The 18,007-nt window shown below is 64.0% G+C and carries 20 protein-coding genes; 12 read left to right on the forward strand and 8 right to left on the reverse strand.

Features of this window, described 5'->3' with window-relative positions:
* Window positions 1–93 precede the first annotated feature (93 nt).
* Window positions 94–498, reverse strand: a complete 405-nt coding sequence (locus tag AC0L3J_RS20515) for a DUF4260 domain-containing protein (RefSeq protein ID WP_473348192.1) — start codon at window positions 496–498, stop codon at window positions 94–96.
* Between the two features lie 148 nt (window positions 499–646).
* Here AC0L3J_RS20515 and AC0L3J_RS20520 point away from each other — a divergent pair, with 148 nt between their 5' ends.
* Together AC0L3J_RS20520 and AC0L3J_RS20525 are read left to right on the forward strand one after the other, a co-directional pair.
* Entirely contained in the window at window positions 647–2,179 is a 1,533-nt protein-coding gene (locus tag AC0L3J_RS20520; protein WP_007603066.1) for an acyl-CoA carboxylase subunit beta, read from the forward strand.
* Window positions 2,180–2,300: 121 nt separating this feature from the next.
* Window positions 2,301–2,648 carry a hypothetical protein gene (locus AC0L3J_RS20525; RefSeq protein ID WP_106944298.1) on the forward strand — a complete coding sequence of 116 codons (348 nt, stop codon included), beginning with the start codon at window positions 2,301–2,303 and terminating at the stop codon, window positions 2,646–2,648.
* A gap of 10 nt (window positions 2,649–2,658) precedes the next feature.
* Here AC0L3J_RS20525 and AC0L3J_RS20530 read toward each other — a convergent pair whose 3' ends face one another.
* Together AC0L3J_RS20530 and AC0L3J_RS20535 are read right to left on the reverse strand one after the other, a co-directional pair.
* The gene (locus AC0L3J_RS20530) at window positions 2,659–2,811 is read right to left on the reverse strand and encodes a hypothetical protein (RefSeq protein WP_018456483.1); all 153 of its coding nucleotides are present in this window, start codon (window positions 2,809–2,811) and stop codon (window positions 2,659–2,661) included.
* A 178-nt stretch (window positions 2,812–2,989) separates the two neighbouring features.
* Entirely contained in the window at window positions 2,990–3,640 is a 651-nt protein-coding gene (locus tag AC0L3J_RS20535; protein ID WP_473287542.1) for a glutathione S-transferase family protein, read from the reverse strand.
* A 130-nt stretch (window positions 3,641–3,770) separates the two neighbouring features.
* Here AC0L3J_RS20535 and AC0L3J_RS20540 point away from each other — a divergent pair, with 130 nt between their 5' ends.
* Together AC0L3J_RS20540 and AC0L3J_RS20545 are read left to right on the forward strand one after the other, a co-directional pair.
* The gene (locus AC0L3J_RS20540; RefSeq protein ID WP_473348193.1) at window positions 3,771–4,085 is read left to right on the forward strand and encodes a hypothetical protein; all 315 of its coding nucleotides are present in this window, start codon (window positions 3,771–3,773) and stop codon (window positions 4,083–4,085) included.
* 137 nt (window positions 4,086–4,222) lie between these two features.
* Window positions 4,223–4,501: a twin-arginine translocation signal domain-containing protein gene (locus AC0L3J_RS20545; RefSeq protein WP_473348194.1), complete on the forward strand. Its 279-nt coding sequence runs from the start codon at window positions 4,223–4,225 to the stop codon at window positions 4,499–4,501.
* Window positions 4,502–4,644: 143 nt separating this feature from the next.
* Here the strand turns inward: AC0L3J_RS20545 and AC0L3J_RS20550 are convergent, their stop codons facing one another.
* The 3 genes from AC0L3J_RS20550 to AC0L3J_RS20560 form a co-directional block, all read right to left on the reverse strand.
* The gene (locus tag AC0L3J_RS20550; protein WP_007603074.1) at window positions 4,645–4,896 is read right to left on the reverse strand and encodes a GCG_CRPN prefix-to-repeats domain-containing protein; all 252 of its coding nucleotides are present in this window, start codon (window positions 4,894–4,896) and stop codon (window positions 4,645–4,647) included.
* 206 nt (window positions 4,897–5,102) lie between these two features.
* Entirely contained in the window at window positions 5,103–6,110 is a 1,008-nt protein-coding gene (locus AC0L3J_RS20555; protein ID WP_473348195.1) for an alpha/beta fold hydrolase, read from the reverse strand.
* 159 nt (window positions 6,111–6,269) lie between these two features.
* Window positions 6,270–6,968: an ArsR/SmtB family transcription factor gene (locus AC0L3J_RS20560; protein WP_473348196.1), complete on the reverse strand. Its 699-nt coding sequence runs from the start codon at window positions 6,966–6,968 to the stop codon at window positions 6,270–6,272.
* Window positions 6,969–7,116: 148 nt separating this feature from the next.
* Between AC0L3J_RS20560 and AC0L3J_RS20565 the strand changes: the two genes are divergently transcribed.
* From AC0L3J_RS20565 to AC0L3J_RS20575, 3 genes are read left to right on the forward strand one after another with little or no spacing between them, the layout of a single operon-like run.
* Window positions 7,117–7,425 (forward strand): NIPSNAP family protein, encoded by a 309-nt coding sequence (locus AC0L3J_RS20565; protein ID WP_473348197.1) that lies wholly within the window; start codon window positions 7,117–7,119, stop codon window positions 7,423–7,425.
* A 37-nt stretch (window positions 7,426–7,462) separates the two neighbouring features.
* Entirely contained in the window at window positions 7,463–7,813 is a 351-nt protein-coding gene (locus tag AC0L3J_RS20570; RefSeq protein ID WP_007603077.1) for an antibiotic biosynthesis monooxygenase family protein, read from the forward strand.
* A 51-nt stretch (window positions 7,814–7,864) separates the two neighbouring features.
* Window positions 7,865–8,674, forward strand: a complete 810-nt coding sequence (locus AC0L3J_RS20575) for an isocitrate lyase/PEP mutase family protein (RefSeq protein ID WP_473348198.1) — start codon at window positions 7,865–7,867, stop codon at window positions 8,672–8,674.
* A 59-nt stretch (window positions 8,675–8,733) separates the two neighbouring features.
* Here AC0L3J_RS20575 and AC0L3J_RS20580 read toward each other — a convergent pair whose 3' ends face one another.
* On the reverse strand, window positions 8,734–9,126 hold the full coding sequence (locus AC0L3J_RS20580; protein WP_473348199.1) for a hypothetical protein: 393 nt from the start codon (window positions 9,124–9,126) through the stop codon (window positions 8,734–8,736).
* A gap of 164 nt (window positions 9,127–9,290) precedes the next feature.
* Between AC0L3J_RS20580 and AC0L3J_RS20585 the strand changes: the two genes are divergently transcribed.
* A complete protein-coding gene (locus AC0L3J_RS20585; protein WP_473348200.1) occupies window positions 9,291–9,941 on the forward strand; it encodes a trimeric intracellular cation channel family protein in 651 nt (216 codons plus the stop codon).
* 1 nt (window position 9,942) lies between these two features.
* On the opposite strand, the gene AC0L3J_RS20590 is transcribed toward AC0L3J_RS20585, so the two are convergent.
* A complete protein-coding gene (locus tag AC0L3J_RS20590; protein ID WP_473348201.1) occupies window positions 9,943–11,169 on the reverse strand; it encodes a c-type cytochrome in 1,227 nt (408 codons plus the stop codon).
* A gap of 280 nt (window positions 11,170–11,449) precedes the next feature.
* Here AC0L3J_RS20590 and AC0L3J_RS20595 point away from each other — a divergent pair, with 280 nt between their 5' ends.
* The 4 genes from AC0L3J_RS20595 to AC0L3J_RS20610 all read left to right on the forward strand — a co-directional run bounded on the left by AC0L3J_RS20595 (window position 11,450) and on the right by AC0L3J_RS20610 (window position 17,960).
* Window positions 11,450–14,941, forward strand: a complete 3,492-nt coding sequence (locus AC0L3J_RS20595; RefSeq protein WP_473348202.1) for an indolepyruvate ferredoxin oxidoreductase family protein — start codon at window positions 11,450–11,452, stop codon at window positions 14,939–14,941.
* Between the two features lie 395 nt (window positions 14,942–15,336).
* Window positions 15,337–16,494: a thiolase domain-containing protein gene (locus tag AC0L3J_RS20600; RefSeq protein ID WP_473348203.1), complete on the forward strand. Its 1,158-nt coding sequence runs from the start codon at window positions 15,337–15,339 to the stop codon at window positions 16,492–16,494.
* Window positions 16,494–16,883 carry a Zn-ribbon domain-containing OB-fold protein gene (locus tag AC0L3J_RS20605; protein WP_473348204.1) on the forward strand — a complete coding sequence of 130 codons (390 nt, stop codon included), beginning with the start codon at window positions 16,494–16,496 and terminating at the stop codon, window positions 16,881–16,883. Before AC0L3J_RS20600 ends, AC0L3J_RS20605 begins: the two co-directional genes overlap by 1 nt.
* Window positions 16,884–17,099: 216 nt before the next feature.
* On the forward strand, window positions 17,100–17,960 hold the full coding sequence (locus tag AC0L3J_RS20610) for a MaoC family dehydratase (RefSeq protein WP_473287531.1): 861 nt from the start codon (window positions 17,100–17,102) through the stop codon (window positions 17,958–17,960).
* The last annotated feature ends 47 nt before the right edge of the window (window positions 17,961–18,007 follow it).

Here is an 18,007-nt window from a genome sequence, read left to right on the forward strand (position 1 = left end):
AACATTCGGCGCCTGATCGTAAACGTGAGCAAGCCTGAATCGGCAGGTCCGGTCAACCGGAGCGGGCCGCCAAATTTACGGGCAGCGCGTGTGTCAGGTATCTTTCTGCCGGCCGATCCGGCCGAGATGGGTGAAGCCGAAGCCGGCCGAATATTTCAGGCCATAGCCCAGCGCCCGGTCGATGCCGATATGGGCGAGCCAGATCAAGGCGATGGACAGGGTGAGCGGCGAGGCGAGGCCGAAGCCGAGCGTCAGCAGCGCGACCGGCGCCATGTAGCTGTGGGCGGCGTTGTAGACCATCGCGCCGAGTTTTGCGTCCGACAGGTATGCCAGGAAGCTGAGATCGGGGACGAAGAACAGCAGGGCGAACACCAGCCATGAGCCGTCCCAGGCCCAGTAGAGCATCACCATCCCCACAAACAGGGTCAGGCCCTCCAGCCGCAGCAGGATGTTGACGCCGCCGGTCGCAGCGCCGGTCTCGGCCGTTCCTTCGGTCATGCTCGTCTCCCAGGCAAAACTTTGAAATTCCTTGCGCTTTCCCGCTGCGGCAAGGCAGCCCTGCGGGGCCGAAAGCTGCTTCCCGGCCTGCAAAATGCCGTGTTAGAACCCCGGCAATCGCATTTAGGCTAAGAACTGGCGGGAGCAAATGAAGAATATCCTGGACGCCCTTGAAGACCGTCGCGCCGGCGCAAAGCTCGGCGGCGGGGAGAAGCGCATCGAGGCGCAGCACGCCCGCGGCAAGCTGACCGCGCGTGAGCGCATTGAGCTCTTGCTCGACAAGGGATCGTTCGAGGAATTCGACATGTTCGTCGAGCACCGCTCCACCGAGTTCGGCATGGAGAAGAACAAGGTGCCCGGCGACGGCGTCGTCACCGGCTGGGGCACCGTCAACGGCCGCAAGACGTTTGTCTTCGCCAAGGACTTTACGGTGTTCGGCGGCTCGCTCTCGGAAACGCACGCGCTGAAGATCACAAAGCTCCAGGACATGGCGATGAAGGCGCGTGCGCCCATCATCGGCCTCTATGACGCGGGCGGCGCCCGCATCCAGGAGGGCGTCGCTGCGCTCGCCGGCTATTCCTACGTGTTCCGCCGCAACGTGCTCGCCTCGGGCGTGATCCCGCAGATCTCCGTCATCATGGGCCCCTGCGCCGGCGGCGACGTCTATTCGCCCGCGATGACCGACTTCATCTTCATGGTGAAGAACACCAGCTACATGTTCGTCACCGGCCCCGACGTGGTGAAGACCGTCACCAACGAGGTCGTCACGGCGGAAGAGCTCGGCGGCGCTTCCGTGCACGCCACGCGCTCCTCGATCGCCGACGGCGCCTTCGAGAACGACGTCGAGACGCTGTTGCAGATGCGGCGCCTGATCGACTTCCTGCCGTCCAACAACACCGACGGCGTGCCGGAATGGCCGAGCTTCGACGACATCGGCCGCGTCGACATGTCGCTGGACACGCTTATCCCCGACAATCCGAACAAGCCATACGACATGAAGGAGCTGATCCTCAAGGTCGTGGACGAGGGCGATTTCTTCGAGATCGCGGACGCTTTTGCCAAGAACATCGTCACCGGCTTCGGCCGCATCGCGGGCCGCACGGTGGGCTTCGTCGCCAACCAGCCGATGGTGCTGGCCGGCGTGCTCGACTCTGACGCCTCACGCAAGGCCGCGCGCTTCGTTCGTTTTTGCGATGCCTTCAACATCCCGATCGTCACCTTCGTCGACGTGCCGGGCTTCCTGCCCGGCACCGCGCAGGAATATGGCGGCCTGATCAAGCACGGAGCCAAGCTGCTGTTTGCGTACTCGCAGTGCACCGTGCCGCTGGTTACCATCATCACCCGCAAGGCCTATGGCGGCGCCTTCGACGTCATGGCCTCCAAGGAGATCGGCGCCGACATGAACTATGCCTGGCCGACCGCCCAGATCGCGGTGATGGGCGCCAAGGGCGCGGTCGAGATCATCTTCCGCGCCGACATCGGCGACCCCGACAAGATCGCCGCGCGCACCAAGGAATACGAAGACCGCTTCCTCTCCCCCTTCATCGCCGCCGAGCGCGGCTACATCGACGACGTCATCATGCCGCACTCGACCCGAAAGCGGATCGCGCGGGCGCTGTCGATGCTGAAGGACAAGAAAGTGGAAACGCCGGCGAAGAAGCACGACAATTTGCCGTTGTAAGCGGACTTGTAGCCCGGATGAGCGTAGCGACATCCGGGTTTTCCATCCAACTCCCGCATGTCGCTTCGCTCATGCGGGCTACAGATTCTGTTTCTGACTTGGCATCCTCGATCCAAATCGAATGACCGAAGACGATCCGACCGACGAGATCTCAGACATCGAAGCGCGGATCGAGGCTTTGGCCGAGATTGCCGAGCGATGTCGGAAGTACATCCTGGCATCCAAGCTCGCGATCGGTGGCGGTGCTGCGCTATTGCTGATCACGATCCTCGGCTTGCTCGGGATGGGTCAGACCGCCGCGCTCGGATCGATCGCTCTGGTGCTCGGCGGCATCGTCTCGCTCGGATCGAACGTCAGCACGCTGCGGCAGACAGAGAGCGCGATTGGTGACGCGGAGGCGCTTCGGTCTCAACTGATCAGCCGCATCGACCTTCGCGTGGTCGCCGACACGCCGATGAAGCTGGTGTAACCGAGCAGCCTTACGCCGCAGCCCTGCGCGACAGCACCTGCAGTTCCTCGCGGCATTCGGCCGCAAATGCCTGAAGCTGTTCCGCGGTTTGGCGGTCGAGGATCGCCTTTGCCAGTCGTTCAGCGCGGGCAAGCTGGTCTCTGAGATATGCGATGCGGGCCATGTGTCACCTTCCGCAGGGGTTGATTTGATGGCTGTGAGCCTAGGGCCACCGTCGGGTTAGTTATGTGCGGAGCATCACGTTCGGTGCGTAGGGTGGATTAGCGACAGCGTAATCCACCAAGGTCTGCCTCATCGGATAGGGAAGTGGCGGATTACGCTTCGCTAATCCGCCCTACGAGCTACGAGCGGGCCGCGTCCGCCGCCGCGAAATGCGCCATCTGGTCGGCGTGGGCCTTGGCGAAGGCCGGGCGGGCGGTGGCGCGCGCGACGTAGGCGCGGCAGGCCGGATGCTCCGTGAGCCCGTCAAAATGATCGACGAGGCGCAGCACGTCGGCCATCAGGATGTCGGCGACGGAGAAGGAGCCCGTGAGCCACTCGCGCGCCGCCAGCACCGGCTCGAGATGCTTGAGCCGAAGCTTGAGGAAGTCGTCCACGAACTTCCAGGCCGCCGTGTCGGTCGGATGTCCCATGAACTTCGACATTCCCCAAGGCAGGCTGGCCATCTCCACCGAATTGAGCGCCGCGAATACCCATTTCGTCGTCTCGGCGCGGCCGCGCGGGTCTTTGGGCATCAGCTTCTCGCTGCGGTCGCCAAGATGCAACAGAATCGCGCCGGTCTCGAAGATGGAGATGTCGCCGTCGGTCAGCCATGGCACCTGGCCGAACGGCTGGTGCGCGAGATGCGCAGCGCCGCGGTCGTCGAACGGCACGCTGGCGACGCGATAGGGCAAGGCGGCTTCTTCCAGGGCCCAGCGCACGCGAAGATCGCGCACCCAGCCTCGCGGTGGTTCGGGAACCCAATTGAAAGTGGTCAGGGTGAGGTCGGCCATTTGCTGTCTCCGTGTCCTGGTCGAAGCAAAGGACGAGCGAAGGGCGCACATTCCGACACCGGTGCCACTCTTTTTTGTTGTCCGCGACGTGACCGGCTAGTCTCACCCCAAACAACAGGAGGAAAATCAGATGCCGTCAGCCTTCTTCGTCGTCCGCGCCATCATCACCGATGCCGGCAGGCGCGCCGCCTTCGACAGGTGGTACGAGACGGAACATCTGCCCGACGCGACGAAGGCGTTCGGTGCGGCTAAGGCCTGGCGGTTCTGGAGCCTCGACGATCCGTCACTGCATCAGGCGATGTATCAGTTCGAGAGCGAGGCTGCGCTGCACGCCATGCTGAAGGGCGATGCGCTGACGCAGCTGGTGGCGGATTTCAAGCGCGATTGGCCCGACGTGACGCGCACGCGCGAGTTGCTGGTGCTGGCGCAGGAGTTCGGGAAATAGAGCACCGGGCTTACTGCGCTGCGAATTCTCCTGTCACCTGCGCAACGAAGCTGAACGCGCGATTCAGCTTCGGTTCATGTCGTCACCGCGACACTTCCTCTGCATCACTGGCACGACCGTCCAAGAGGAAAGAAATCATGGAGCGCCGGAACTTTTTGAAATTTGCAATCGGTGTCGCGGCCGGAGCTGCCGCGTTCACGACCGCCGCACAGGCCGTGCCGCTGGCGCCGCAGCCGCTCGGTGATCCCAGCAAGCCGCAAGGCAATCCCGACGCTCATCCCGCAGTCACGAGCAGCGATGAAGCCGCGCAGTTGAAGCCGGAGCAGGTGCACTGGCACGGCCATCACCGTCATTGGGGTTGGCGCCGCCGTCACTGGGGCTGGCATCGCCGGCGCTGGCACCGCCGCCATTGGTAAGCGTCGCGCTAAGCGAGGCTTGAACGGGGACCGCGATCACGGTCCCCGTTCTGATTCGAAACATCCCGGTGCGACGGCGCTCAAAAAGAAAATGACCGCGCAGGCTTTCGCCGCGCGGCCATTTCGCTATGCGAAAAACGAGATCAGAACGGGCGGCAGCGGCCGGCGTACCAGCGGAAGCCATAGGGGCACACGCGCGCGCGCGGCACGACCACGACAGGGGCCGGCGCAACCACGATCGGACCCGGACGGACAACGACCGGACCACGCATCGGGCGGCAGCCGCCATAGGCGCCGCGATACCAGCCGGGACCGCAACCGCCGGCGGCGCTGGCCGCCTCGCTGAAACCAACGACCGCGCTGGCGAGCATCACGGCGGCGAACAGGTATTTCATTTGATCTTCCTTCTCGTCCTTGGGGGGTAGGCTTTGGGGGCGGGTTCTAGGAGGGCTTGGCGCTTTCGGCGCACCATGAATCAAAAGACACGATTCGACACGTTAAAATCGCAACATGCCGACACGACGCCAGCCAAATCTGCCAATCATGACCTGAATGCGGCATGAACATTCCCCGCACGCGGCTCCGGACGACAGCAATGTCGCTAGCGGCCGAGAAAGCCCAGCACCAGCTCCTTGTACTTCTCAGGCGCCTCCAGGAAGACGAGATGGCCGGTGTCCGGGATCACCTCGGCCCGCGCGTTCGGCATCTTCGCGGCGAGCGCCTTCGCGAGCTCGGCGTTCTCTCCCATTTTGGCGCGCAGCGCTTCCGGCGCGCTCAGTCGGCCCGGCGCGTTGTGGTCGTCGGCGCCCATGATGAACAGCGTCGGCTCGGTGATCAGTGCGATCTCGTGCGCCACCGGCTCGCGATAGATCATCTGGCCGGAACTGACGAAGGCGCGCAGCCAGCGCGAATAATCAGGGCTGCCCTTGATGTTGAAGCGGGCGTCGATGAACGGCGTGATCGCCTCCGCCGGCAGCTTGATCGCATAGTTGGTCTGGAGCTGCTTGCGATAGCCATCGGCCGTGAGCTTGTCCTCGGTCTCGATGATCTTCTCGGTCGGCGTCGGCGGCACATAGAGGCGGTAGTCTTCCAGCCCGATCGGGGCCGTCAGAACAAGGTGAGCGACGCGGTCGGGATAGGCGCGGGCGATGCGGACGCCCAGCATGCCGCCGAGCGAATGGGCGACGATCTCGGCCTTGTCGATCTTGAGGTGATCGAGCAGCGCGATGGTGTTGCGCGCCAGATTGTCGAAATGCAGCTCGCCCGTCGGCTTGGAGGATTTGCCGAAGCCGATCTGGTCCGGCACCACGACGCGGAAGCCGGCCTCGCTCAGCATCTTGATGACAGGCGCCCAGTAGCTCGACGGAAAATTGCGCCCGTGCAGCAGCACCACGGTGCGGCCGTTCGGCTGCGCAGGCGGCACGTCCATATAGGCCATACTGAGCTGCTCGCCGTCATTGACAACAGGCAGCAGGTGCACGGGATAGGGATAGGCAAAGCCTTCGAGCGCGATGCCGTAAGGCTCGCGCGGGGCGGTGTCGGTGGCGCGAGATGCGAGAGGTGCGGCGAGAAGAGCCGTGCAAAGCACGGCCGGGAGGAGGCGGATCATTGAAGGCTCTGAGTCATGTTGGCGCGAGGAGACACATTCTCCGTCATGCCCGGGTTTGTCCCGGGCATCCACGTGGTGCCCGCGCAAACTGCACTAAAGACGTGGATGGCCGGGTCAAGCCCGGCCATGACGACGAGAGACGGTTACACGCGCTTGTGTTCAGTCCTTCGCAGTCCCGAACAACGCCGCAAACTGCTTCTCGCCGGTGCGCGTAAAATTCACCACGCGGCTGCCGGGCGTGGCGTCGCGGGCGGCCCATTTCAGCTCGGCAAAACGCTGCATCATGGCAGCGCCCAGCGTGCCGGCGAGATGGTGGCGCCGCTCGCTCCAGTCGAGGCAGGCCTTGCACACCGGCCGGCGCGGATGAGTGAGCATGTCGGGCGAGATCTGCAAATGCTTGGCCAGGAAGCGCTCGCCCTCGGTCGTCAGCTCGATCTCCTGCTTCTTCTGCCTGACGAGGTTTTGCGCGCGCAGGGTGTCTAGCATCTGCACGCCGAGGTCGCCGGCGAGATGGTCGTAGCAGATCCGGGCACGCCGCAGCGCCGGATCCTTCGGCCCGGTGCGCACGCGCATATGGCCGGTCCGCGCGGCGAGGCCTGCAAGGCCCTCCAGCACCCCGGCGACATCGTCGTCGGTGAGGCGGTAGTAGCGGTGGCGGCCCTGCTTCTCCGGCTCGATCAGGCCACCGGCCTCGAGCTTGGAAAGATGCGAGCTCGCGGTCTGCGGTGTGATGCCGGCCTCCTGCGCCAGCTCGCTCGCGGTGAGCGCGCGGCCGTTCATCAGCGCCGTCAGCATGTTGGCGCGTGCGGGATCGCCGACGAGCGAGGCGATCATGGCGATGTCAGGACCTGATTTCATGCTTCGATGGTAGCCGAAGCATCGCGGTGGGGCAAGCGCGTACCGTGTCTCCCGTAAACACGTCATTGCGAGCGAAGCGAAGCAATCCAGTGCTTTAGCGGCGGCGGTGTCGCTCACGCGTTTCGCAACGATAAATCAGGAGCCCATCATGCCCATCACTGTCTTCATCCGCTACCAGCTCGATCCCTTCAAGCGCGCGCAGTTCGAGGAGTATTCAAAGCGCTGGCTCACCATCATCCCGAAATGCGGCGGCGATCTGATCGGCTATTTCATGCCGCACGAGGGCACCAACAATATCGCGTTTGCGCTGATCACCTTCGAGAGTCTGGCTGCGTATGAGGCCTATCGCGCCCGGCTGCGTCAGGATACGGACGGCATGGCGAACTTCCACTTCGCCGAGGAGCACAAATTCATCCTCGCGGAAGAGCGCACGTTTCTACGCCAAGTGGTTTTGTAAGTGGTATCGTAGGCCATCAACGACAGGAGAGATGCCCATGATCGCCGTGATCTTCGAGGTCTGGCCGAAGCCGGAACACCGCCAGGATTATTTCGACCTCGCGGCCGACCTCAAGCCGATCCTGCAAACCATCGACGGCTTCATCTCGGTCGAGCGTTTCGAGAGCCTGACCGACAAGGGCAAGATCTTGTCGGTGTCGTTCTGGCGGGACGAGGCGGCCGTGCAAGCCTGGCGCAACACGATGGAGCACCGCCGCACCCAGGCCAAGGGCCGCGCAAAAATCTTCGCCGATTATCACTTGCGGATCGCCAGCGTCATCCGCGACTACAGCATGAATGATCGCGAGCAGGCGCCCAAGGACAGCCGCGCGGTGCACGACGCGCACTAGCGCGTGCGACGGCACGTCCCCATCTCTGCGCGGCCAACAAGGGAGAGAAACATGCATGTGACAACTGCTGACAAGCGCGCGACCTTCAGGAAGCTGCACGAGAGCGGCTGCTTCATCCTGCCCAATCCGGTCGACGTCGGCAGCGCGAAAGCGTTGCAGCATCTCGGTTTCAGGGCACTCGCATCGTCGAGTGCGGGCTTTGCCTGGACCATCGGCAAGGCCGACAACCGCGTCTCCGTCGAGGACGTATGTCAGCATCTGGCGGTATTGAGCACGTCCGTCGACATCCCCGTGAACGCGGATTTCGAGGGCGGCTTTGCGGTCGAGCCGGACAAGGTCGCGGACAATGTCGAGCGCTGTGTGCGCACCGGCGTTGCCGGCCTGTCGATCGAGGATTCCACCGGCGACAAGGACAAGCCGATCTACGAGCGCGCGCTCGCAGTCGAACGCATCCAGGCGTCGCGCAAGGCGATCGGCGATAGCGGCGTGCTCTTGGTCGGCCGCTGCGAGGCGTACCTTTGGGGCGTGACCGACCTCAAGCTCGTCATCGACCGGCTCACCGCTTACGCCGATGCCGGCGCCGATTGCCTTTACGCGCCGGGCCTGAAGAGCCGCGAGGACATCGCCGCGGTGGTGAACGCTGTCGCACCCAAACCGTTCAACCTGTTGATCGGCGGCTCCGGGCTGTCATTGCAGGAAGCTGCCGATCTCGGCGTGCGCCGGATCAGCGTCGGCGGTTCGCTCGCACGCGCCGCCTGGGGCGGCTTCATGCGGGCCGCGAAGGAAATGGCGGAGAAGGGGACGTTCACCGAGCTCGGTACCGGCTACCCCGGGGGCGAACTCAACAAGATGTTCAGCTAGAGACGGACGAAAGCGGCGGGATCTGAAATCCCGCCGCTGTCGCATATTGTTGCAAATCGTTACTTCGCGCCCTCAGCCGGTGCCGGCGTGTCCGGTGCCGGCTTGCTCGGCGCGGCGCCCGTGGTCACGCCCGGTCCGGTGTTGGTGCGCGGCGTCACGTCGCGCATGCCGGGAGGTGCGGCCGGATTGGTAGCCGGTGCCTGCTGCGCGGTCTGCGTCGCCGGCGTAGTGCTGGCCTGGTTGCTGGTGCCGGTGTTGTTCAGGCCGTAGAATACGGCACCCAGCACCAAGGCAATGGCCACTGCGAACAGGGCTACTTTGCCGCTGGAGGCGGGGCCTTCGCCAAGCTCAGGGTCGACCTGAAGCTGGGCATCCCGTCGCGCCGCATTACGATACTCATCATCGGCGAGATTCGGGCGGTACGGATCGTTGGTAAAACGGTCGTCAGCCATCGATTGGTTCTCCTCGATTATTGCGGCTGGACAACCCATAGATGCGAGCTTCTGTTCCGCCCTCCTTACTGCTTTCGTCGTATGTTGCGCCCGCGGCGGGAATCGGGAACCTGTTCGCTGGGGAACCTGAAGCGTAAGCTCCGCTGACGGAAGGGAACAAAGCGATGTGGAGCTTGCCGCCGAGCGACAGCGTGCTGCATCTGTTGTCGCTGGTCGCAGTCGCGGCGCAAGGTATGACCGCGGCGCTCGCTGCCGGTCGCCGCAGCATGGATTGGCTCGGCGTCTGCTTCCTCGGCTGCATCACGGCGCTCGGCGGCGGCACCTTGCGCGATCTCTTCCTGGGGCACTATCCGCTGGCCTGGGTGCAAAACCCCATCTACCTCGCAATGGCCGGGGGCGCCGCCTTCCTCACCATTCTGATGGCGCGGCTGGTGCATCGGCTGAAACTGGCCTTCATCGTGCTCGACGCCATCGGCCTCGTCGTCTTCACCATGACCGGCTGCGACATCGCCTGGCAGATGGATGCCACGCTGCCGATCGTCATCGTCTCCGGCATGGTGACCGGTTGCGCCGGCGGCGTGTTGCGCGACGTGCTCTGTAACGACGTGCCGCTGCTGTTCCGCTCCGAGCTCTACGCCAGCGTCTCGGTGGTGACGGGACTGTTCTATGCCACCGCGTTCGGTCTCAAGCTGAACGCCGAGCTCTGGACCATTTTGACGTTTGTCCTCGGCATCAGCTTCCGCCTGCTGGCGGTGCGCTACAAATGGGAAATGCCGAAATTCGTGTTCACGGAAGAGGAGGAGCGGGAGCCTTGAGCTACGGCTCCTGCTTCCGCGCCCTTGCCACCTGCGCCGGCGTCACCAGCGGCGCGGCGTTGCCCCAGGCATTGCGGATGTAGTTCGTCACCGCCGCGATCTCTTGGTCGGAGAGCTGGTTGGAATAGGCCGGCATCTCGCCGGTATTGGGCGCGCGCGGGGTCGTCACGGTGTGGGCGCCGTCGAGGATGATGCGCAAGGTCGAGGACGGATTGACCGATTGCAGCAGCGCGTTGGCGGGCAGCGGCGGATAGATGCGCGGTGCGCCTGTGCCGTCGGCCTCATGGCAGGCGATGCAGAGTTTGGCGTAGACGGCCTGGCCGGCCTTCATCTCGGCATCGTCAGGCGGCGTCACGATCGTCTCACGCCGCGCCGGCGGCAGGTTCTTCAGGTAAAATGCGATCGCGCGCACGTCGGCATCGCTCATCTTCGAGGTCGAGTTGACGACCACCTCCGCCATCAGCCCGCTGGCATGGCTCCTGGCGTTGCGCCCGCTCTGGAGATATTCGGTGACGTCCTCGACGCTCCACGATTTCAGCCCGGTGCGGGCGGCGCCATCGAGCCGTGGCGCGTACCAGCCGCCGACCTCGTTGCCCGCGAGGGCCTGCGCCTGCTTGTCCGCGCCAAAGTAGTTCTTCGGCGTATGGCAGGCGCCGCAATGGCCGAGCCCGGTGACGAGGTAACCGCCCCGATTCCACGCCGCGCTCTGGCTCTGGTCCGGCTCGAACAGGCCGGGCTTGAAATACACCATGTTCCAGATCCGCATCAGGCCGCGATAGCCAAACGGCCAGCGCAGTTCCGGCGGCTTGTTGCGGCTCGTGACGGCCGCGAGCGTTCCGAGATAAGCCCGGATCGCCAGCGTGTCGTCCTTCGTCATCCGCGTGAAATAGGGGTAGGGGAAGGCCGGGTAATAGTTGGAGCCGTCGGGCGCAACGCCGGTGCGCACGGCGCGGGTGAAGTCGGCGTCGGTCCAGGCGCCGATGCCGGTGTCGCGGTCCGGCGTCAGGTTCGGCGCGTAGATCGCGCCGAACGGCGTGTCGATACGCTTTCCGCCCGCGAACGGTTTTGCCGGATCGGCGGTGTGGCAGCCGCCACAGTCGCCGGCCTCCACCAGCGCCTTGCCGGTGGCGATCAGCTCCGGTGACGGCTCGGCAGCGACGGCCGCGTTCGCAACCGCACTGCACAACGCCAGAGCCACGAGAGCCAGGCCAGCCAGAATCGTCCGCATCGAAAGCCTCTCCTGCGACCCATCGACGCCGTCCCGGATGACCAGGCGTCAATTCGTTGCGCGACGGCGGGGGTATGGTGACACAAAATGAAAATCGCGGATGCCAATGCAGCCACGAAATTGCGATTTTTACCCGGCGCTGCCTTTGCTCCAGAATTGTGATGCGGAGCGTGAAATATCCGACATAGAGTGGCGGAAATGGTCGGCGCGCCCTAGCTAAAAACAACGGGCAGGCAACGGCTTAAGCAGCCAAGCGCTCAAAAGGGCGGAAGAGGACATAATGGGCATCAACCAGGGTCCGATCAGTCTCGATCAGAAATACACCCAGGACACCGGACATATTTTCACGACCGGCATTCAGGCCCTGGTCCGGCTGCCGATGGCCCAGATCCGGCGCGACCGTGCCGCGGGGTTGAACACCGCCGGCTTCATCTCCGGCTATCGCGGCTCGCCGCTCGGCGGCTATGACCAGCAGCTGTTCGCCGCGCGAAAACATCTCGAGCAGTACAATATCAAGTTTCAGCCCGGCGTGAACGAGGACCTGGCCGCGACCGCGGTCTGGGGCTCGCAGCAGCTCAACCTCTCGCCCGGCGCCAAGTATGACGGCGTGGTCGGCATCTGGTACGGCAAGGGCCCCGGCGTCGATCGCTGCGGCGACGTCTTCCGCCACGGCAATGCCGCGGGCTCCGCCAAAAACGGCGGCGTCCTGTGTCTCGCCGGCGACGACCACGGCGCAAAATCCTCGACGGTCCCGCATCAGTCCGACCACGCCTTCATGTCGGCGCTGATGCCCTATCTCTACCCCTCGAGCGTCCACGAGATGATCGAGATGGGTCTTCTCGGTATCGCGATGTCGCGCTACTCGGGCTGCTGGGTCGGCATGAAGGTGATCACGGAGACCGTGGAGACCACCGCCGAGATCGATCTCACCGACGAGATGACGCCGTTCGTGATCCCGACCGATTTCGAGATGCCCGAAGGCGGCCTCAATCTGCGCTGGCCCGACGACCGCTTCGCCCAGGACCGCCGCTTGCAGGACTACAAGGGCTTTGCCGCGATCGCCTTTGCGCGCGCCAACAAGGTCAATCGCATCACCATGGACTCGCCGAATGCCCGCTATGGCATCATGGCGTCCGGCAAGAGCTACGAGGATATCCGTCAGGCGCTGCGCGAGCTTGGTATCACGCCCGAGGTCGCCGCCAAGATCGGACTTCGATTGTACAAGATCGGCATGCCCTGGCCTCTGGAGCCGGAAGGCGTCAGGCAGTTCGCCGTGGGCCTCGAGGAAATCTTCATCATCGAAGAGCGCCGCGAGATCGTCGAAAATCAAGTGAAGCAGGAGCTGTTCAACTGGCGCGACGATGTCCGTCCTCGGATCATCGGCAAGATGGACGATCACGACAAGCGCTTCCTCCCCTTTGCCGAAGAACTCAGCGTCGCCTCACTGGCCAGCTCGCTCACCGAGCGGCTGCTTCGACTTGATCTCAATCCCGAAATTGCAACGATGCTGCGCGCCAAGGCCGATTGGTTCAACGGCCGCCAGGCGTCGCAAATGCAAGCGACCGCGCCTGTCGCCCGCACCCCGTATTTCTGCTCCGGCTGCCCGCACAACACATCGACCAAGGTGCCCGAAGGCAGTCGCGCCTTTGCCGGCATCGGTTGCCACTTTATGGCGCTGTGGATGGACCGCTCCACCGAGACCTTCACCCACATGGGCGGCGAGGGTGTGCCGTGGGTCGGCGTTGCCCCCTTCACCAAGGAAGAGCACGTGTTCGCCAATCTCGGCGACGGCACGTATTTCCACTCCGGCAGCCTCGCGATCCGCCAGGCGATCGCCTCAGGCGCCAACATCACCTACAAGATCCTCTATAACGACGCGACCGCGATGACCGGCGGCCAGCATGTCGACGGCGAATTGTCGCCGCAGCAGATCACCTTCCAGCTCCACAGCGAAGGCATCCGCGAGATCTATCTGGTCTCGGAAAATCCCGACGCCTATCCGGCGAACGAGATCGCGCCCGGCGTCAAGACAGCGCATCGTGACGAGCTCGACGCGGTCCAGAAGACGCTGCGCAAGGTCAAGGGCGCGTCCGCGATCGTGTTCGTGCAGACTTGCGCTGCCGAGAAGCGCCGCCGCCGCAAGCGCGGCACGATGGAGGATCCGGCGCGCCGTGTGCTCATCAATCCCGCGGTGTGTGAAGGCTGCGGCGATTGCTCGGTGCAATCGAACTGCATTTCTGTCGAGCCGCTGGAGACCGAGTTCGGCCGCAAGCGCGCCATCAACCAGTCGACCTGCAACAAGGATTATTCCTGCGTCAAAGGCTTTTGCCCGTCCTTCGTCACCGTCGACGGCGGCAAGATGCGCAAGCGTGCGCCGGCCGGCGTCGGCGATATTGGCGCGCTGCCCGAGCCGGCATCGCGCCCGAACCTGGACAAGCCCTACAACATCGCGGTCGGCGGGGTCGGCGGGACCGGCGTGCTGACCATCGGCGCGCTGCTGGGCATGGCCGCCCATATCGAGGGCAAGGCCTCGATGATCCTCGACATGTCGGGCCTGGCGCAAAAGGGTGGAGCGGTGCTGAGCCATGTCCGCCTGTCCGATCATCCGGCCGAGGTGACCTGCTCGCGCATCGTCACCGGCACGGCCGATGTCGTGCTCGCAGCCGATGAGGTGGTCGCGGTCGCCAAGGACACCATCTCGCTCTGCGACAGCAGCCGCACCCACGGCATCATCAACAGCCACGTCATTCCCACCGCCGACTTCGTTCTCAACCGCGATTTCAACTTCCAGACCCGCAAGCTGAACGGGTTGCTGGAAACCGCGCTGCACAAGGACTCTGTGTTCTTCGACTTCACCAAGCCGGCCGAACAGCTCCTCGGTGACAGCATCGCCACCAACATGATGATGATGGGCTACGCCTATCAGAAGGGCCTCTTGCCGTTGTCGGCGGAATCGATCGAGCAAGCGATCGAGGTCAACGGCGTCTCGATCAAGATGAACAAGGAGGCCTTCAGGCTCGGCCGCCTCGCGGTCGCCGATCCCGCACGACTTGCCGACATGCTGAAGGGCACCGACGAGGTAGTTGCGCCGAAGACGCTGGAGGCGATGACGCTCGACGAGGTCATCGAGCATCGCACCAGGCATCTCACGGCGTACCAGAACGGCCGCCTCGCAAAACGCTATCGCAAGCTGGTGGACCAGGTCAGCGACGCCGCCAGGCAGGGCGGCTACGACGAGGCGCTGACGCGCGCCGTTGCGGTCAACTACGCAAAACTGCTGGCCTACAAGGACGAATACGAGGTTGCGCGCCTCTACTCCGATGGCGCTTTCGAAAAACAGCTTCGCGACCAGTTCGAAGGCGACTTCAAGTTCAATTTCAACCTGGCCCCGCCGATCCTCAGCCGCGGCGTCGACGCGCTCGGCCGCCCGAAGAAGCGCGCGTTCGGCCCGTGGATGCTTCCGGTGTTCCGCGTGCTGGCAAAATTCAAATTCCTGCGCGGTACCCCGCTCGACATCTTCGGTCGCAGCGCCGACCGCAAGCTCGAACGCGATCTGATCGCCGGCTACGAGAAGGACGTCGCCACCGTGCTCGGCCTGCTGTCGCCGCTCACGATCGACACCGCGGTGGAGCTGCTGTCGTTGCCCGACCGCATCCGCGGCTATGGCCCGGTGAAGGAGAAGGCCGTCGCGGACGCCAAGGCCCGCTACGCCCAGCTCGCCGCCGATTTGGCCAACCCGCCGCCGGCACCAAGGCAGATCGCGGCGGAGTAGAATTTGTTGGGTGGGGGTTCGCTAATCCACCCACCAAATTCCTGTTTGAAATCAACCATCGGTCTACTGTGCATGGGGTTGTTTTCGCAGAAAAGGGTGTTCCGATAAAACGAAACAGCTTGTGCCGTCGGGCAAAACACCTTTAGGGTTCTGCCCGTCGCCCCCCGTCATTGCGAGCGCAGCGAAGCAATCCAGAAATGCGTCCGCGGAAAGATTCCTGGATTGCTTCGCTGCGCTTGCAATGACGATTCCGGAAGCAGAGGCCCTCCCACCGCACCTCGGTGATTTGCGCGAACCCGCTGCCCTCTCGCCCGGCGGAATATTTCCGCGCTTGCCAATCATCCCACTGCGGTTCAGAAAAAAGAGGCAAGAAGACACGCCAGCGGAGACCTTATTTGACCATCAAGGGCAAGGCCTACATTGCCGGGATCTACGAACACCCGACCCGGCACGCGCCGGACAAATCCACCGCGCAGCTCCATGCCGAGGTCGCCAAGGGCGCGATCGAGGATGCCGGACTCAGCAAGGACGATGTCGACGGCTATTTCTGCGCGGGCGACGCCCCGGGCGGCGCCTGGCCGATGGTCGATTATCTCGGGCTGAACACCAAGAAACTCCGCCATGTCGATTCCACCGAGACCGGCGGCTGCTCCTATATCATCCATCTCGGCCATGCCGCCGAAGCCATCGCCGCGGGCAAGTGCTCGATCGCGCTGATCACGCTGGCCGGCAAGCCGCGCACCGGGGCGATGCCGCCGCGCGCGGCCGGCGCCGAGGCCGATTTCGAGACGGCATACGGCGCGACCACGCACAATGCCTACGGCATGTGTGCCATGCGCCACATGCACGACTATGGCACCACCAGCGAGCAGCTCGCCTGGATCAAGGTCGCGGCCTCGCACCATGCGCAATACAATCCGCATGCGATGCTCAAGGACGTCGTCACCGTCGAGGACGTCCTGAACTCGCCGATGATCTCCGATCCCTTGCACCGCATGGATTGCTGCGTCGTCTCTGACGGCGGTGGCGCGCTGATCGTGACGACACCCGAGATCGCGAAGAGCCTGAAGAAGCCGTTGGTCAGACTGATCGGACACGGCGAGGCGATGAAGGGCCCGCGCGGCGGCAAGGATCTCGATCTCACTTACTCCGCCGGCATCTGGTCCGGCCCGCGCGCGTTCGAGGAAGCCGGCGTCACGCCGAAGGACATCAAATACGCCTCGATCTACGACAGCTTCACCATCACCGTCCTGATGCAGCTCGAGGACCTCGGCTTCTGCAAGAAGGGCGAGGGCGGCAAGTTCGTCGCCGACGGCAATTTGATCTCGGGCGTCGGCAAGCTGCCGTTCAACACCGATGGCGGTGGTCTCTGCAGCAACCATCCCGTCAACCGCGGCGGCATGACCAAGATCCTCGAAGCCGTGCGGCAACTGCGCGGCGAGGCGCATCCGAAGGTGCAGGTCAAGAATTGCGATCTCGCCATCGCCCACGGCACCGGCGGGCTTTTGGGTGTTCGCCACGCCGCCTCGACGGCCATTCTGGAGCGCGTGTGATGAGCGAAGCCAAGAAATATCCGGCCCCGCTGACCAACCCCGAGACGGCCGCGTTCTGGGACGCGGCCAAGCAGGGCAAGTTCATGATCAAGCGTTGCACCGCCTGCGGCGAAGCGCATTACTTCCCGCGTTCGATCTGCCCGTTCTGCTACTCCGACAAGACGGTGTGGGAGGAGTCTTCGGGCGAAGGCACGATCTACACTTACAGCTTGATGCGGAAGTCGCCGACCGGTCCTTACGCGATTGGCTACGTCACGCTGAAGGAGGGGCCGTCGCTCCAGACCAATTTCGTCGATTGCGATTTGACGACGTTGAAGATCGGCCAGAAGGTGAAAGTGGTGTTCAAGGCGACCGATGGCGCGCCGCTGCCGTTCTTCACGCCGGCTTAGGACGCGCGGCGAGTTCTTCCCTTCCCCCCTTGTGGGGGAAGGTGGCGCGAAGCGCCGGATGAGGGGTATCTCTCCACAGAGAGATTGTTTGATGCGGAGCGAACCCCTCACCCAAACGAGTGCGTTGCGAGCACCTTGTAGCCCTCTCCCGCAAGGGGAGAGGGCGCATCAATGGGCGCCGCCATCCGCTGAAACTGCCGGGAGGAAACAACAAAAATGTCCGCCAGATACGACGAACTCAAAGGCCTCAAAAACCTCGGCCAGAAATATTCCTACACCGATCGCGAAGTGATGCTCTATGCCTACGGTATCGGCCTCGGCGCCGATCCGATGGACGAGAACGAGCTCGCCTTCGTCAACGAGGGCACGCTGACGCCGCGGCCGCTCAAGGTGGTGCCGACCTTCGCATCCGTCGCGGCGTGGGGCGCGGGTCCCGGCGAGATGAACCTCAACCGCGTGATGGTGGTCGACGGCGAGCGCGACATCACCTTCCACCAGCCGCTGCCGGTGGCGGCGCACATCACCGCCGACTCCTCCGTGGTCGAAGTCTACGACAAGGGCAAGGACAAGGGCGTCGTCATCAGCCACCAGACCGTGCTCAAGAACGAGAAGGGCGAGAAGCTGGCAACTCTGGTCGCCTCCCGCTTCGCCCGCGGCGATGGCGGCTTTGGCGGGCCGAACCTGACCCAGCCGGATCCGCACAAGATCCCGTCGCGCGCACCCGACACGACGATCGACATCGTCACCCGCCCCGACCAGGCGCTGGTCTATCGTCTCTGCGGCGACCGCAACCCGCTGCACTCCGACCCTGAGTTCGCGAAGAAGGCCGGCTTCCCGCGCCCGATCCTGCACGGCATGTGCACCTACGGCATCACCTGCCGCGGCGTGCTGCAGACCTATGCCGATTACGACGCCTCCGCCTTCCGCCAGCATGTCGCGCGGTTCTCCTCGCCGGTCTATCCCGGCGAGACCGTGACCATGGACCTCTGGAAGGACGGCAGCACGATCTCGTTCGAAGCCAAGGTGAAGTCGCGCGGCGTCACCGTGATCAAGAACGGCAAGACGGTGCTGGGTTAGCACACGGGACGGCCGTGGTCTCCCTCGCCCCGCAAGCGGGGCGAGGT

The organism is Bradyrhizobium sp. Kon37 (genome assembly GCF_055807535.1).